Consider the following 16172-nt stretch of genomic DNA (forward strand, 5'->3'; position numbering starts at 1 on the left):
AAAACTTTGGAGTGTTCACCCCCTAGTTTTAAATATTTTTAACATAATAATTTCCTAAAATACACATAATTTCATTATTAAATTGCATTTCAAATAATAACTCATAAATCATTGAGGTGTCAATATCTGTGTTTCTTATAATTTCATCAATATGAGTAGGTTTATCATTTAATAACCTTATAATTTGAGCTTTTAAGGTATCACTGAAATTTTTATTTTTTTTCATATTGATATCAAGGCCTTCTAATAAAGTTATTGCATCTAATATAGACGTAGCACCATCTCTTAATAGTCTATTTGTACCTTTACTTTGAGGTGAAAAAATTGTTCCTGGTACTGCTAAAACATCTTTACCTTGATCTAATGCATAATTTGCTGTAATTAACGAACCACTCTTCTCATTAGCTTCTACTACTATGACAGCTTTAGACAATCCACTAATTATTCTATTCCGTCTAGGAAAATTATAAGGTAAAGGTTTAGTTCCTGGAAGAAACTCCGATATAAGACAACCATTTACTTCTATATTTTCATATAAAATTTTATTATAAGCTGGATATATTACATCAATACCACAACCTAATACTCCACAAGTGACTCCTTTATTTTCTATGACACTTTTATGAGCTTCTGAGTCTATTCCATAGGCTCCGCCACTAATTATACATATGTCATATCTGCTTAATTCTCTACAAATAAACTTTGTAGCTTCCCTTCCATAGGACGTACATTTTCTTGAGCCTACTACTGCTATATTAATCTTTTTATTTAAAATGTCAATATCCCCTTTATAAAATAAACAATAAGGAGCATCGTTTATATTTCTTAAAGAACTAGGATATCTGTCTTCTGTATATGTTACAAGTCCGATATTATTTTTTATTATGTATCTAGTAAGTTTAGTTATTTCATCTTCTGAAATATTATTCTTAATCTTTTTATTTACAAGTTTCATAGTTTTATAAGGATTAGAATTGATATTTCTATAAATATTTTCTTCATCTATATATTCATCCAGTAGATTCAATTTTATACTATCACTTATAGGTAACATGGAAAACCAAATTTTATAAAAATCCAAAATCAATTTCTCCTTTATATTATCTGTCCATCAAAAAACTTTCTATAACTTAAAGCCTCTATTATAGATGCTTTTTTTACATCTTTATCACCATTTAAATCAGCTATAGTTCTAGAAACTTTTAAAATTTTATCCAGACCTCTTGTACTTATTCTATATTTATCATAAATTTTTTCTATTAAATCTAAGCATTCGTTGTCTAATTTTATATATTTTTTTATTTGACTATGGTTTAATTGCGAATTGAAATTTATCCCTATATCTTTGTATCTTTTCTCTTGCAAATCTCTTGCCTTCATAACTCTTTCTTTTATATCTTTAGAGCTTTCTCTTCTCGAACTACTCATTAGTTCATTGAAGGGAATTTGAACCACAGATACATACAAATCTATTCTGTCTGCTATTGCTTTTGATAACCTTTTTTGATACTTATTTTTTTCTAAATCAGTGCAAATACAACTGGAAAACCCACTGCTATCAACGCTTTTGGCACAAGGGCACTGATTAGCTGCTCCGATAAAAATAAAGTCGGCAGGATATGTTATTTTGCCAGAAAGCCTCGATATTTGTATCAATTTTTCTTCTAAAGGTTCTCTTAAACATTCAAGAACTCTTCTATCAAATTCTAATAGTTCATCTAAAAATAATACCCCTTTATGCGCAAGGCTAATCTCACCTACTGCCAATTCTCTTCCACCACCGATAAGGGTATTTTTAGGTGTCGTATGATGAGGATTTCTAAAGGGTCTTAAATTAACAAAACCATTTTTATTCTTCAGATTTCCTGAAACACTATATATTTTTGTAACCTCTAAACATTCTTCATAGCTCAAATCTGGTAGTATTGATGATAGCCTCTTAGCTAGCATTGTTTTTCCAGAACCAGCTGGTCCATAAAGCATAATGTTGTGATTAGATGCAGCAGAAATTTCTAAAGCTCTTTTTGCAGATTCATTACCATACACATCACTAAAATCATATTCTATTTCACGGAGCTTAGTAAACTTAACTACTTCATCATGCTTTATTGGTAATTGATCTTCATAAACTAGAAATTCTGTAACTTGCTTCAGATTCTTAAAAGGATATATATTTCCATTCCTTATTAGCGATGTCTCTTCTATATTTCCTTGAGGTATAATATAATTATCTATTCCTCTATTCTTACCTTCTAATATAATAGGTAAACATCCATTCACAGCATTTATTTCACCATTTAATGATAATTCACCTACTATCATATATTTATTAGAATCACTTATTGTAATCTGATTGCTCTCTAGCAGAATGCCTATAGCTATTGGTAAATCTAAAAGAGTACCTATCTTTTTTATATCAGCAGGGGCTAGATTAACTACTACTCTTCCAAGTGGAAACTCATATCCGCTATTGATTACTGCAGAACGAACCCTTTCTTTAGACTCTTTTATAGACATATCTGGTAGTCCAACTATAGAAAATGAAGGTAATCCTTTATTAATATCCACTTCTACATATACAACTTCACCATCAATACCGTTAAACGATGCACTTATTATTTTTGTTGCCATCTCAATCACCTCTTTAATGATTATTGACCATTTTTAATTTTAATAACAAAAAAGTTATTTTTTTGTTTCAACAGGCAATAATATTAAAAATATATTATAAGGGGATAATAAAATGAAAAAGATGAATAAATCCATAGGAACTACAGGAGAAAATATAGCTTGCAATCTCCTTTTAAGTGAAAAATACAATATCATTAAGAAAAATTTCAATTGTAGAAATGGAGAAATAGATATAATTGGATGGGATAAAGAAATACTTTGTTTTATTGAAGTAAAAACAAGATACGACTCAGCATTTGGAAGTCCAATGGAAGCCGTATCTTTTAGTAAAGTACTAAGCATAAAAAAAGTTGCCAAATACTTTATACATAAATATCAATTATATAATGTAAATGCTAGATTTGATATTATAGAAGTATATCTAAATCATAGAAATGCAGATATTAAGACTAATTTAATAAAAGATGCATTTAGGTAAACAGTTTTTCTGTTACAAAATGCATCATATTAATAGATAACTTGATAATATTAAAATTATTTTTTAGATAGTATGTTATTGAGAAACGACATTCTATGTATTTCACATGTTCCTATTTCATGAATTGCATCTACATGTTTTTGCGTCCCATAGCCTACATTATCCTTAAAACCATATCCAGGATATATAAGATCGTATTCTTTCATAAGTCTATCTCTATAAACTTTAGCAATTATAGAAGCACATGCAATAGAGGCGCTTTTTGCGTCTCCTTTTATTACAAATTTATTAGGTTTATTCAAGTTTCTAACTGGATATCCATCAGAAAGAACCAATTGAGGCTCTATAGGCAAAGTTCTACAAGCATCTAAGAAAATCTTATTATTACAATGAGCTATTCCAAGTGTATCTATTTGCTTATTATCACATACAGTTATACTATAGGCTAGCGCCTTTTCTCTTATGATAACATCTAATTCCTCACGTCTTTGCTCGCTTAATGCCTTAGAATCCTTTATACCCAAGATTATATCGCCTAAGTTATTAAGGTCTAAAATTACAGCTGCACCTACTATAGGCCCAGCAAGAGGACCTCTGCCAACTTCATCAACCCCTGCAACGTATCTAAAATTACTAAATTGTTTATCAAACATGTACATAGCTCTAACTCTGTTGTACTCTGCTTCTTCCTTTTGAATTGAGGTTTCAATTTTTTTAGCTAATGCAAGCACGTTCTTTCTTTTATCACCAGAAAGAATATTAGCAAGCTCTGACAGCTCTTCTCTATTACTTAAGTTAATAGATACTGATGCAGCTAAGGCTTTAACCTCCTTAAAACTAATATTATGTAAGTTTTCTTTCAAATAAATAATGCTATCCTTCAATTTCTTCACCTTTCCAAGGAGTCTCTAAAGATACATTACCTATCTTTCCGCCTCTAAATTCATCTAATAAAATAGAAGCTATTCTATTGTAATCAATCTCTCCACCAGATACAATTGCCCCTCTTTTTCTCGCAATCATATTTAAAGTATCAGTTGGCTCTTCAGCAACTGCTTCTAATTTATATCTAGTTTTTAGTAATTCAGGATTAGTATTCTGTAACCTCTCTACTAGCTTTAAAGAAAGCTCTTCCGTATCCATAATTTCATCTTTAATTGCACCTGTAAAAGCTAAGTTTAATGCAACTTCATCGTCTTCAAACTTTGGCCAAAGCACACCAGGAGTATCAAGAAGCTCAATACCAATAGAGGTTTTAATCCATTGTTTATTTTTAGTGACACCAGGCCTATCACCAGTTTTAGCTATATTGTTTCTTGCCATCTTATTTATGAAAGTAGACTTTCCAACGTTAGGAATACCTACAACCATAACTCTTGTTATAATCTTAGCTAATCCTTTTGCTTTTAGCCTTTCATGTTTTTCCTTTAGCAATTCCATTAATGCAGGTTTAATATTTTTTATACCATCACCCTTAAGACAATTAACTTCGATTGCTCTAATTGACTCACTCTTTAAAGCATTAATCCAAGCCTTAGTAGTCTTGCTATCTGTAAGGTCACTCTTGTTAAGTAGAATTAATCTAGGTTTATCTTTACATAATTCATCTATGTCAGGATTAGCACTAGATTTTGGAATTCTAGCATCTCTAATTTCAATAACAGCATCTACTAACTTTAAATTTTCTTTAATCTCTCTTTTGGTTTTCACCATATGGCCAGGAAACCAATTTATCGCCATAAAATCATTCCTTTCTTATTCAAAAACATATCCTATATAATGCAACAAAAGCATTATATTCACATTCATATATTCATAGATTTATATACTCATAGACTTATATAAGTGTATAGATATATCAATATATGAATGTAAATTATATATATTTATATAGTTTCATATACAACAATTAGTTCAATAGTAATAGTATACCTATGTATTTATCAACTATGTTACAATTAACTGCACAATCAATCTTAAAATAAAATTATAATCATAATAAAAAATTGTCATTATAATAAAAAACGGAGCTAAATTAGCCCCTGTCTTTTAATTAAATATTAGATTAATTCTTTAACCTTAGCTGCTTTACCTACTCTATTTCTTAGGTAGAATAACTTAGCTCTTCTTACTTTACCTCTTCTTGTAACTTCAATCTTATCTATGATTGGAGCATTTAGTGGGAAAGTTCTTTCAACGCCAACGCCATAAGCTATTCTTCTAGCAGTGAAAGTTTCTCTTAATCCACCATTTTGTCTCTTAATTACAACACCTTCGAAAACTTGGATTCTTTCTCTTGTACCTTCTTTAACTTTTACGTGAACCTTAACAGTGTCACCTACGTTAAATTGTGGTAAATCAGTTCTGATTTGTTCTTGTTCAATTGCTCTTAATATTTCGTTCATGTGCATTCCCTCCTTAGTAATAATGTGACGTTCTTACCATATGTAAATATGACAGAGGACCGCCCGTACTAGCACAATGGTAATTTTAACACATGTAATTTATTTAATCAACATTTTTTTCATTTTCTTTAAGTAGCTTTATATCTTCTTTAGTGAGTTTTATATGTTGAAATAAATCTGGACGTCTTTCCTTAGTAATCCTAAGGGACATTTTCCTTCTCCATTTTCTTATGTTCTCATGATGACCTGATAAAAGAACACTTGGAACTGATTCATCTTCAAAAACTTCTGGTCTAGTATACTGAGGATGCTCTAATAATCCACTATAAAATGATTCCTCAACAAAACTTTCCTCACTACTTAAAACTCCTGGAACTAGTCTGCAAATACTATCTATTATAGGTATAGCAGCCATTTCTCCTCCAGTAAGTACAAAGTCTCCTAAGGATAATTCTAGATCAAAATATTTATAAGCCCTCTCATCTATACCTTCATAGTGACCACAAACAAAAATAACTTCATCAAGCTTAGATATTTCTTTAGCTATTTCCTGATTGAAGGTCTTTCCTCTTGGTCCTAAAAAAATCACTTTTCCATTATTATTCTGTCTTACAGTTTTGATGCAATCTACCACAGGTTGAGCACTCATAACCATACCGGCACCACCACCATATGGATAATCATCTACTTTTTTATGTTTACTAGCTGAAAAATCTCTAATATTAGTAGTTGTTATATCTAAAATGCCACTATTTCTTGCTCTACCTATTATACTATGTTCAAACACACTAAACATTTCAGGAAAAAGTGTAAGGATATTAATCTTCATCTTGCCATACTCCTGAAGGTTTTATTATAATCTTCTTTTCTCCAATATTTATATCCAAAACTATTTCTTTTAATACAGGAACTAAGATCTCTTTATTACCTTTAACCCAATAAACATCATTGCTTCCAGTTTGTATCACATCGTATACATCACCATAATTAAATCCATCTGTATCAGAAACGTTACACCCAATTAAATCAGATATAAAATATGTATCTTCTGGAAGTTCAACAGCATTTTCTCTAGTCACTCTGATATACTTTTGTTTAAGTTTTTCAGCATCATTCATGGTATCAATACCTTTTATTTTAACTATAACTCTATCTTTCTGATATTTAACCCATTCAACTTCAGCCTTTTTATCATCAATTAAAACTTCTTTTAGATCATCAAATCTATTTACATCATCAGTTAGAGGATAAACTTTAACTTCTCCTTTAACTCCATGAGTATTAACTATTTGACCTACGTTAAAAAATTCATTCATAAAATCACCTCGCAAACCATTTTAAGAGTATGTGGAAAAAGAGCTAGGAAGCCCTAACTCTTATTAGATAATTTCAACAACAACTCTTTTATTGTCTTTAATTGCTGCAGCTTTAACAACTGTTCTTATAGCTTTAGCAATTCTACCCTGTTTTCCTATAACCTTACCCATATCTTCAGGAGCAACTTTAAGCTCTATTATTATAGATTGCTCTCCAGCCACTTCATTAACCTGAACTGAGTCTGGGTTATCAACAAGTGATTTAGCAATAACTTCTACTAGTGTTTTCATAAACAATCTGCTTTAGGGGAATCCTAAGCAGAATTCACCTCCTAAAAGCTTTTACTTGCTTATTCCAGCTTTAACAAAAAGTCTTTTAACTATATCAGTAGGTTGAGCACCGTTGTTTAACCACTTTGCAGCCTTTTCAGCGTCAATTTTAACTTCAGCCTCAGGTTGAACGATTGGGTTATAGTATCCTATTTCTTCGATGAATCTTCCGTCTCTTGGACTTCTTGAATCAGCTACTACTACTCTGTAGAAAGGAGCTTTTTTAGATCCCATTCTTCTTAGTCTTATCTTTACTGCCATTAATTTCACCTCCTTTTAAGGATATTGATATATTTTAACTAAAGAAAGGCATTTTACCAAACAAACCTTTTTTAGTATTTTTTTGCATTGATTTAAATTGCTTCATTTGTTTCTTCATCATTTCAAAGCCTTTTAAAAGCTTATTTATTTCTTGAATTGTTGTACCAGAACCTACAGCTATTCTCTTCTTTCTTGAAGAAGAACTTGAAATCAAGTTAGGACTTTTTCTTTCTTTTGCAGTCATTGACTGAATGATTGCTTTAACTCTTCCCATTTGATTTTCACTGTCTGAAAGGTCTAGACCCTCAAGTTGCTGAGTATTTACTCCTGGCATCATCTCCAGCAGCTTATTGATAGGTCCTAGCTTTTTCATTTGCTCCATTGCACTTAGATAATCATCGAAGTTAAATTCTTGACTTAACATTCTTTCACTAAGTTGTTGAGCTTCCTTCTCATCAATTGCTTGCTGAGCTTTTTCTATAAGTGATAAAACATCACCCATACCAAGAATTCTTGAAGCCATTCTATCTGGATGGAACACTTCAATATCATTCATCTTTTCACCAATACCAGCAAACTTTATAGGCTTTTCAGTAATGCTTCTTATTGATAGAGCCGCACCACCTCTAGTATCACCATCAAGCTTTGTAAGTATTGTTCCAGTAACATCTAATGATGCATTAAAAGTTTCAGCAACATTTACAGCATCTTGACCAGTCATAGAATCAACAACAAGCAAGATTTCATTAGGGTTTACTGATGTTTTTATATCTTTAAGTTCCTGCATAAGCTCTTCATCAATATGAAGTCTACCAGCAGTATCAATAATAACTAAATTGTATCCATGTTCTTTAGCGTGAGCTACTCCTGCTTTAGCTATTTCAACAGCAGGTACTTTATCTCCCATAGAGAACACAGGAATATCTATTTGCTTACCAACTACCTCTAATTGTTTAATAGCAGCTGGTCTATAAATATCACAAGCAACCAATAAAGGCTTTTTATTTTTCTTTCTCATGTGAAGAGCGAGCTTTCCACACATAGTTGTTTTACCTGCACCTTGAAGACCTGCCATCATAAAAACTGTTGGCCCATTGTCTGCATAGTTCAGTTTGCTTTCAGTATTTCCCATTAAAGATGTTAGCTCATCATTAACTATTTTTATAACTTGTTGTCCTGGTGTAAGGCTTTCTAACACTTCAGATCCTACGCATTTTTCACTTACAGTTGCAATGAATTTTTTAACAACTTTAAAGTTTACGTCAGCCTCAAGTAATGCGAGCTTAACCTCTCTCATGGCTTCTTTTATATCTTTCTCAGTTAGTTTACCTTTTCCCTTGAGCTTTTTAAGCGTATCTTGTAATTTAGACGCTAAACCTTCAAAAGCCATGTTACCCCTCCTACGAATTAATAATTTCATCTAGCATTTCATCTATATCTTCTACTAATTCTTTTGACAACATATATTCGTTAGTAAGTTTTTTTATTAGGTCATTTTTCTTAGATTTTCTTATTTTGCTTTTTTCAACAAGCTGTAGCTTTTCTTCGTAATTAATAAGTTGTTTATCACATCTTTTAATCAAATCGTGAATAGCTTGACGACTGGTATTATTTATCTCAGCAATCTCTGCTAATGAAAAATCATCATTATAATACATGAACATTATATCTTTTTGTTTCTCAGTTAATAAGTCTATGTAATAATCTAATAACAGAGAAATCTCAAATCTGTCTTCCATATAATCACCTTACTCACAAAGAATATATTATCAAAAGAAAATATAGCTGTCAAGTATTTTCACTTAACAGTTATGGTTTTTTTAAAATAGTGCATCTGCGAAGCCTTGTGGATCGAATTCCTGCAGGTCATCTACACCTTCACCAACACCAATATATCTTACTGGTATGTTTAAAGAATTCTTTATTGATATAACTACTCCACCCTTTGCAGTACCATCTAATTTTGTTAAGATTATACCGTCAATAGGACATGCCTCCATAAATTGCTTTGCTTGAATAACTGCATTTTGACCAGTTGTAGCATCCAAAACTAAAAGAGTCTCTTTTGAAGCTTCTTCAAACTCTCTATCAATTATCCTATTAATTTTTGATAATTCATTCATCAAATTTTTCTTATTATGAAGTCTTCCTGCAGTATCACAGATAAGTATATCCATATTTCTAGCTTTAGTTGCTTGAATTCCATCATAAACAACTGCAGCTGGATCTGAGCCCTCTTGATGTCTTACTATATCAACCCCAGCTCTATCGCTCCATATCTCTAATTGGTCACTAGCAGCAGCTCTAAAAGTATCTGCTGCAGCCAATATTACTTTTTTTCCTTCGTTTTTATATTTAGATGCTAGTTTTCCTATAGATGTTGTTTTTCCTACGCCATTTACTCCTATAACTAACATTACTTTTTGTTTGCCATTAGTTTCTTTATCTTCTACACCTTCGTTAAGCATATCTGCAATTACATTTTTTAAACACGGCTTAACTTCTGTTGGATCTTTAATCTTTTCAGCTTTAATTCTAGATTTTAACCTATCTATTATCTCCAAAGTTGTATCCATACCGATATCTGATGTAATTAGTATTTCTTCAAGTTCATCATAAAGATCCTCATCGATTGTTACTGCTAGATTTAAAACTTCAGTAATTCTGTCTGTAAAGTTATCCCTAGTCTTACTAAGTCCTGATTTTAATTTTTCAAATAATCCACCAAACATAAATGCCTCCTAATTTGTTAAGTCTACTGATACAACCTTTGAAACTCCTCTTTCCTCCATTGTTACTCCATACATTATATCACTAGCTTCCATGGTCCCTTTTCTATGAGTAATAACTATAAATTGTATATTATCAGAAAACTTTTGAAGGAATTCTGAATATCTATAAACATTTGCATCATCAAGTGCCGCCTCTATTTCGTCTAATATACAGAATGGAGTTGGTTTCATTTTTAGTATTCCAAACAATAATGCAATTGCTGATAAAACTTTTTCTCCACCAGACATAAGATTTATATTTTGAAGTTTTTTACCTGGAGGTTGAACATTGATATCAATGTTAGCAGTTAATTCATCACCATCTGATAGTATAAGTTCAGCACTTCCACCTTTAAAGAGTTCCTTAAATGTAATATTAAAGTTTTCATTTAATATTACGAAATTCTCCTTAAATACTTCCTTCATTTTTGCAGTCATTTCATCAATTACTGCAAGAAGCTCAGTTTTTCCTTTTTCTAGATCTTCTCGTTCTGTTGACATAAATTTATACTTTTCTGAAAGATCCTTATACTCTTCTATAGCACTAACATTAACAGTTCCAAGTCTATTTATTGATGTTTTAAGTTTGTTTATTTGATTAGTGTATAAAACTTCATCAAAATCCTTATGTGCCAAATCTATAGCTTCAGCATAGGTTAAACTCATTTCATCATTGAGTTTCAATAAAAGATTTTCTTTTTCAACTTCATTTTTAGCCTTTACCAATTCTGATTTATGAATTGCATCTTCTTTTATGTTAATCTCAGAAGAAAGACTTTCAACTTTGTTCTCATGATTTTTTATAGTTTCTTTTATTTTTATTTTTTCAATATCATACTCTTTGAATTTATTCTCAAATTCTTCAATGTTTTTACTATAAATTAGAATATTATTTCTGTTTTCGTCAATAGTTTGGATACACTTACTTTTACTTTCCAAGCTTTCTTCATTTGATTCTTCTAAAAAACCCATTCTGGTTTTAAGTTCAGTTGTTTGATTAGATAATCTTTCAACTTCCTTTTTTATGCTAAGTATTGATTCATCAACTTTAGCCTTTATAACTTTTTTGCTAGTAAGCAAATCTTTCTGATTATTAGTTTTTTCATTTAAATCTTCTATCTCTTTTGAAAGCTCATCGAATTGCACCCTATAAGACTTTAATTTCTCTTCTAAGAGTATAGCTTTATTATTGCTTTCTTGAAGCTCTTTTTTATAACTATTTAATTTTGATTCACTTGTAAGTTTTTCATTTTGTGAAATCTTTATATTGTTTCTAAGTCTTAATGTATCTTTTTCAATATTTTCTATTTCACTATCTAGTTTAGCTATTTCTATGCTCTTAAAATGACTTTCATCTTTGAAATTTAAATTGGCCTCATCTAACTTCTTAATTTCATTTCTACCCTCAGAAATTAGCCTAATAAATTCTTCAATAGAATTTTCGACTTTAGTTAATTCTGAACTAATATCTTCTATTTCTCTTTTTCTACTAATAATGCTTGTATGCTTATTATAGACACTACCACCAGTTAAAGATCCACCAGGATTAATTATTTCTCCTTGCAAAGTTACAATTTTATGTGAGTAACCACTTATTTTCGCTATGTTTAAAGCACTATTCATATCTCTACTTACTATTGTTCTTCCTAGTACATAATTAATAGCTTTCTCATACTTTTTGTCAAAATCCAATAATTCAGCTGCAATTCCAATGTATCCACTTACTTCTTTAATTCTTTTATCTAATTGCAACACATTCCCTTTAATTATTGTTAGTGGTAAAAAAGTAGCTCTTCCAAGCTTTTTCTCTTTTAGATATTCTATAAGCTTTTGCGCACTCTTTTCATCTTCAGTAACAACATTAGATATAGAACTTCCTAAAGCTATTTCTATTGCTGTTTCATACTCTTTTTCAACTGATATAAGTTCACCAATAACAGAACAATTCTTTATATCAGTACCTACATAGCCTTTATCAATATGCTCCATTAATATTTTAACGGCTCTATTATAACCTTCATATTGCTTTTCTAGATTTGAAAGCATAGTTTTATTAGCTTCAAGTTTACTTTTTTCTTGGGTTAATGTTTTAAGTTTTGAATCATTCTTTGTATTTTTACTTGAGATAATACCTATATTTTTATTATTTTCTTTTACTTCAAGTTCTAATCTCTCTATTTCATCTTTTAATAATATTACTTTTTCTTCAAGCATAAGCTTTGTTGATATATTTATTTTCAAAGAACTTTCTAGATTTGAACTGTTATTATGTAAGTTGCTAATGGAATCTTCTAAAACTTTTATTTGACTCATAAGCATTGTCTTGTTATTTTTAAGCTCTGATGACAATTGTATATTCTCAAATTCATCTTCTCTTAAATACTTTATCTTATCTTCTTTTATTTTTAATGAGTTAGATAAATCAAGAAGAACTTTTTCTAAGCTTTTACTTTCAGTGTCAATAAAAATTTGTTCCTCAATTTTACTATTTAAATAATTAACATGTTCATTTCTTTCATTTTCAATAGAAACTATCTTCTCTGATACATTTTTTATTTCTTTATTGCTATTTTCAATATTAAATTCAATATTTTTTACTCTTTCATTAAGAATATCAATTTGCTTTTGAAGTTCACTTGAATTTTCTTTATTTTTATAATATAGTTCTCTATCTTCTCTTGTAAGATTTTCAAGTTTTTCAAGTTCCTCATTTAAAGAAATAGCTTTATTTTTAGTTTCAGAAAGTTCTTCTTTAAGCTTATTATTCTCATTAATTAGATTTGATACATTTTCAACTTGATTTTTAATACTTGTATCAATTTTTTCTATATGATTTACTATCAAAGAAATCTCTTTTTCGCGAAGCTCGTTTGAAAGTTCTAAGAAAATCTTAGCTTTTTCACTCTCTTCCCTTAACGGCTCAATTCTTTCTTCGTAAGTAGATAAAATATCATTTATTCTAATTAAATTTTGCTCAGTATTATCAAGCTTTCTTTCAGCTTCATGTTTTCTAGTTTTAAATTTAACAATTCCAGCTGCTTCCTCTAGTAGAGCTCGCCTTTCTTCTGGACGTCCACTTAGTATAGCTTCTATTTTACCTTGTCCAATAAGCGAATAGCCTTCTTTACCTATACCAGTATCCATAAACAAAGTTGTAATATCTTTTAATCGGCATTGAGAATTATTTATTAAATATTCAGCTTCGCCTGATCTATATATTCTTCTAGTTACTGTTACATCATTGTATTCAATAGGAAGTTCTCCATCTGCATTGTCTAAAGTAAGTGAAACTTGTGCCAAGCCAACTGGCTTTCTAAACTGAGTACCGGCAAAAATGACATCTTCCATCTTACCACCTCTTAGAGTTTTAATACTCTGTTCACCTAGAACCCATCTAACAGCATCAGAAATATTACTTTTTCCGCTACCATTTGGTCCAACTACAGCTGTGACACCTCTTTTAAACTTCAATTCTGTTTTATCTGCAAACGACTTAAATCCCCTAATCTCAAGAGACTTTAGAAACATATGTCCACTCCTTATCTTCCTACAAATTGATAAAATAATCCGATTAAAAACGATGTAATAATTATTGCCATTACTATATTAGTTATTGTCTTTCTTGTTTTTTTCTTCATACTGCTCACTCCTTATTCTATTTAAGTTTATAGTAAATAAAGTAAAATATCAATGGTGACGAAAAGAAAACCCTAGAGTTTGCTCTAAGGTAATTCTCTATGTATCAAAGTAACGTAAATGCAATAGTAAATTCATTTATAAACATTTCTTCGTTACCTATATTTATTTATATTGAAACTATTTTGGTTTCATTATTTGAATCAATTAGGACTTCTCCTACTTTCACAGAATCATCGATACATACATTTATCTTTACATTAACTAATTTGTTCTTTAATTCATTAAAAAACTCTTTTTTGTTAGCATAGAGTCTAGAGATATATCTATTATTTATTCTAAGAGTTACATCATTTTTATTTTCTTGAAGTAAGTTATAAATATGCTCATTTAAGATACTACTTTCTACTAATTCTCTAAATGCTGGATGAAATGGCCCATCAACTATGTCTCCGCCTATATTAATGTTCTCAGTAGGTTGTAATCCTACTCTAATAACATTAATATGATTTTCTATATAAAGCTTATATATCTTTTTTGCTATTGTTACTGCTTCGCTTAAAGTGTATGGTTTATATTCATCTCTTCTAAGCATTTCTTCCATAGGAGTATCTTTAATAACTAAGGCTGGATATATTCTACAAATATCTGGTTTCATCTCAATAGATTTTTTTGCAGTATCTAAATCTTTTTCAAAAGTGTCACCAGGAAGCCCCAGCATAATTTGATGACCTAAAGTAAAGCCATATTCTTTTATAAGCATTGATGCCCTATTTACATCTTCTTCTGAATGCCCTCTTGCAGACTTTCTTAGTACTTCTTTGTCAAGAGATTGAACCCCAAGCTCAATTATATCAACAGCATATTCTTTTAAGTGATTTAAAATATCATTATCTATATAATCTGGTCTTGTTGATAATCTTATATAATTTATTTTTTTCAACTTCTTGTATTTGTATGCAACTTCTAAAAGTTCTTTTTGCTTCTGCATCGGTATTGCAGTAAATGTGCCACCAAAAAATGAAATTTCAACTGTAGAATTAGTGATATCTATAGTTCTCAAATACTCTTCTACTGTATTTTCTACATATTGACTATCAACTATTCCTTCTTCGCCAGATATCTTGTTTTGATTACAAAATACACAGTTATGCGGGCAACCTAGATGAGGTACGAAGATTGGAATTATATAATAACTTTTACTCATTGCTGCCCTCCAGAAAATTCAAAGCCTTCTTAGCAGACTGTTGCTCAGCTTCTTTTTTACTAAAACCTTCTCCTTCACCAATTATCCTGTCCCCGATAACGACTTTAGTATAAAATTTTCTTCTATGTGGAGGACCTTCGTATTTAACTAGTTCATAGTTTATATTTACTTCACCATTCTCTTGCAATTTTTCTTGAAGCTTTGTTTTGAAATCAAGAACAATTTTATCGTTAATTGCATCTGCGATCACATGCTTAAAGTTTGTTATTATAAAATCTCTAGCATACTCTAATCCTTTGTCTAAATATATAGCAGCTAGTAAAGCCTCTAAACAGTCGGCCTGAATAGATATTCTTTCTCTTCCTCCTGTTAATTCTTCGCCTTTACTCATTCTTATTAGATCTCCAAGTTCAAGAATCCTTGCCACCTCATAAAGGGAATTTTCACATACTATTAACGCTCTCATTTTTGTAAGCTCACCTTCGGATTTATCCTTACAATTATTGAACAAGTATTCAGATACACAAATTTGAAGCACTGAGTCACCTAAAAACTCAAGTCTTTCGTTATATTCAATACCTTTATACTGATTTGCATATGAGCTGTGAGTTAATGCAGTTTCAAGCAAATGTTTATTTTCAAAATAAATATTTAGTTTGCTTTCAATCTTTTCAATATTAAACTCGTACATTTAAAAAATTTCAACTCCTTAAGGTTTATTCTTCAGTATGTTAATCCTTTACTGTCTTATTTAATTTTATTACTCATGTCATCGCTAACACATTCAAGAATAAACTTAATTTAAAATATAAAATCCCGCTTTAGGCGGGATATATTATTCTTCACTATGTTCTTTAAGATACTCTACTACATCGCCTACTGTAACAAAGCCTTCTGCTACATCATCAGGGATTTCCATTTCAAGTTCATCTTCTAAAGCCATAATAAGCTCAACTATATCTAGTGAATCTGCACCTAAATCTTCTATAAATGATGCCTCAAGTGTAATATCATCCTCATTCACACTAAGCTTATCTGCTATTATTCCTTTTATTCTTTCAAACATTTAATGCACCTCCAAAATTAATCTACTTAGATAATATTATATATATTCGACATCGTCAATATATCTCTAAG

At 30.2% G+C, this 16172-nt stretch carries 17 protein-coding genes; 1 reads left to right on the top strand and 16 read right to left on the bottom strand.

Annotated features, from left to right (window positions below):
* Positions 1-28: 28 nt before the first annotated feature.
* Entirely contained in the window at positions 29-1081 is a 1053-nt protein-coding gene (gene dprA / locus J3477_RS00870) for a DNA-processing protein DprA (RefSeq protein ID WP_206867677.1), read from the bottom strand.
* Between the two features lie 14 nt (positions 1082-1095).
* Complete coding sequence (locus tag J3477_RS00875) at positions 1096-2631, bottom strand: YifB family Mg chelatase-like AAA ATPase (protein WP_206867678.1); 1536 nt, start codon at positions 2629-2631, stop codon at positions 1096-1098.
* A gap of 112 nt (positions 2632-2743) precedes the next feature.
* On the opposite strand from J3477_RS00875, the gene J3477_RS00880 reads away from it, so the two are divergent.
* Positions 2744-3109 (top strand): YraN family protein, encoded by a 366-nt coding sequence (locus J3477_RS00880; protein WP_206867679.1) that lies wholly within the window; start codon positions 2744-2746, stop codon positions 3107-3109.
* 56 nt (positions 3110-3165) lie between these two features.
* Here J3477_RS00880 and rnhB read toward each other — a convergent pair whose 3' ends face one another.
* The 14 genes from rnhB to acpP form a co-directional block, all read right to left on the bottom strand.
* The gene (rnhB, locus tag J3477_RS00885; RefSeq protein ID WP_206869610.1) at positions 3166-3981 is read right to left on the bottom strand and encodes a ribonuclease HII; all 816 of its coding nucleotides are present in this window, start codon (positions 3979-3981) and stop codon (positions 3166-3168) included.
* A 1-nt stretch (position 3982) separates the two neighbouring features.
* On the bottom strand, positions 3983-4849 hold the full coding sequence (gene ylqF / locus J3477_RS00890) for a ribosome biogenesis GTPase YlqF (RefSeq protein WP_206867680.1): 867 nt from the start codon (positions 4847-4849) through the stop codon (positions 3983-3985).
* A gap of 320 nt (positions 4850-5169) precedes the next feature.
* Entirely contained in the window at positions 5170-5514 is a 345-nt protein-coding gene (gene rplS / locus J3477_RS00895) for a 50S ribosomal protein L19 (RefSeq protein WP_206867681.1), read from the bottom strand.
* 103 nt (positions 5515-5617) lie between these two features.
* On the bottom strand, positions 5618-6343 hold the full coding sequence (gene trmD / locus J3477_RS00900) for a tRNA (guanosine(37)-N1)-methyltransferase TrmD (protein WP_206867682.1): 726 nt from the start codon (positions 6341-6343) through the stop codon (positions 5618-5620).
* A complete protein-coding gene (gene rimM, locus J3477_RS00905) occupies positions 6333-6830 on the bottom strand; it encodes a ribosome maturation factor RimM (protein WP_206867683.1) in 498 nt (165 codons plus the stop codon). Before rimM ends, trmD begins: the two co-directional genes overlap by 11 nt.
* Before the next feature lie 63 nt (positions 6831-6893).
* On the bottom strand, positions 6894-7121 hold the full coding sequence (locus J3477_RS00910; protein WP_183277420.1) for a KH domain-containing protein: 228 nt from the start codon (positions 7119-7121) through the stop codon (positions 6894-6896).
* A gap of 51 nt (positions 7122-7172) precedes the next feature.
* Positions 7173-7421 carry a 30S ribosomal protein S16 gene (rpsP, locus tag J3477_RS00915; RefSeq protein ID WP_206867684.1) on the bottom strand — a complete coding sequence of 83 codons (249 nt, stop codon included), beginning with the start codon at positions 7419-7421 and terminating at the stop codon, positions 7173-7175.
* 34 nt (positions 7422-7455) lie between these two features.
* On the bottom strand, positions 7456-8811 hold the full coding sequence (gene ffh / locus J3477_RS00920) for a signal recognition particle protein (protein WP_206867685.1): 1356 nt from the start codon (positions 8809-8811) through the stop codon (positions 7456-7458).
* A 10-nt stretch (positions 8812-8821) separates the two neighbouring features.
* Positions 8822-9160: a putative DNA-binding protein gene (locus tag J3477_RS00925; protein WP_183277423.1), complete on the bottom strand. Its 339-nt coding sequence runs from the start codon at positions 9158-9160 to the stop codon at positions 8822-8824.
* Between the two features lie 81 nt (positions 9161-9241).
* The gene (gene ftsY, locus J3477_RS00930) at positions 9242-10153 is read right to left on the bottom strand and encodes a signal recognition particle-docking protein FtsY (protein WP_206867686.1); all 912 of its coding nucleotides are present in this window, start codon (positions 10151-10153) and stop codon (positions 9242-9244) included.
* Between the two features lie 9 nt (positions 10154-10162).
* Positions 10163-13720, bottom strand: a complete 3558-nt coding sequence (gene smc, locus J3477_RS00935) for a chromosome segregation protein SMC (RefSeq protein ID WP_206867687.1) — start codon at positions 13718-13720, stop codon at positions 10163-10165.
* 277 nt (positions 13721-13997) lie between these two features.
* Positions 13998-15035: an elongator complex protein 3 gene (locus J3477_RS00940; protein ID WP_206867688.1), complete on the bottom strand. Its 1038-nt coding sequence runs from the start codon at positions 15033-15035 to the stop codon at positions 13998-14000.
* The gene (gene rnc, locus J3477_RS00945; protein WP_206867689.1) at positions 15028-15726 is read right to left on the bottom strand and encodes a ribonuclease III; all 699 of its coding nucleotides are present in this window, start codon (positions 15724-15726) and stop codon (positions 15028-15030) included. The genes J3477_RS00940 and rnc overlap by 8 nt, the downstream gene beginning before the upstream one ends.
* A gap of 144 nt (positions 15727-15870) precedes the next feature.
* Positions 15871-16101, bottom strand: a complete 231-nt coding sequence (acpP, locus tag J3477_RS00950) for an acyl carrier protein (protein ID WP_128213965.1) — start codon at positions 16099-16101, stop codon at positions 15871-15873.
* Between the last annotated feature and the right edge of the window lie 71 nt (positions 16102-16172).

The sequence above is a fragment of the Clostridium zeae genome, from assembly GCF_017312485.1.
GTDB lineage: Bacteria > Bacillota > Clostridia > Clostridiales > Clostridiaceae > Clostridium_AR > Clostridium_AR zeae.

Bases quoted from the DNA above. Each gene is read 5' to 3' on its own strand.
- J3477_RS00875 (WP_206867678.1), bottom strand. From the start codon at position 2,631: ATGGCAACAAAAATAATAAGTGCATCGTTTAACGGTATTGATGGTGAA.
- trmD (WP_206867682.1), bottom strand. From the start codon at position 6,343: ATGAAGATTAATATCCTTACACTTTTTCCTGAAATGTTTAGTGTGTTT.
- rplS (WP_206867681.1), bottom strand. From the start codon at position 5,514: ATGAACGAAATATTAAGAGCAATTGAACAAGAACAAATCAGAACTGAT.
- J3477_RS00925 (WP_183277423.1), bottom strand. From the start codon at position 9,160: ATGGAAGACAGATTTGAGATTTCTCTGTTATTAGATTATTACATAGAC.
- smc (WP_206867687.1), bottom strand. From the start codon at position 13,720: ATGTTTCTAAAGTCTCTTGAGATTAGGGGATTTAAGTCGTTTGCAGAT.
- rimM (WP_206867683.1), bottom strand. From the start codon at position 6,830: ATGAATGAATTTTTTAACGTAGGTCAAATAGTTAATACTCATGGAGTT.
- acpP (WP_128213965.1), bottom strand. From the start codon at position 16,101: ATGTTTGAAAGAATAAAAGGAATAATAGCAGATAAGCTTAGTGTGAAT.
- ftsY (WP_206867686.1), bottom strand. From the start codon at position 10,153: ATGTTTGGTGGATTATTTGAAAAATTAAAATCAGGACTTAGTAAGACT.
- ffh (WP_206867685.1), bottom strand. From the start codon at position 8,811: ATGGCTTTTGAAGGTTTAGCGTCTAAATTACAAGATACGCTTAAAAAG.
- rnc (WP_206867689.1), bottom strand. From the start codon at position 15,726: ATGTACGAGTTTAATATTGAAAAGATTGAAAGCAAACTAAATATTTAT.
- ylqF (WP_206867680.1), bottom strand. From the start codon at position 4,849: ATGGCGATAAATTGGTTTCCTGGCCATATGGTGAAAACCAAAAGAGAG.
- rpsP (WP_206867684.1), bottom strand. From the start codon at position 7,421: ATGGCAGTAAAGATAAGACTAAGAAGAATGGGATCTAAAAAAGCTCCT.
- J3477_RS00880 (WP_206867679.1), top strand. From the start codon at position 2,744: ATGAAAAAGATGAATAAATCCATAGGAACTACAGGAGAAAATATAGCT.
- J3477_RS00940 (WP_206867688.1), bottom strand. From the start codon at position 15,035: ATGAGTAAAAGTTATTATATAATTCCAATCTTCGTACCTCATCTAGGT.
- J3477_RS00910 (WP_183277420.1), bottom strand. From the start codon at position 7,121: ATGAAAACACTAGTAGAAGTTATTGCTAAATCACTTGTTGATAACCCA.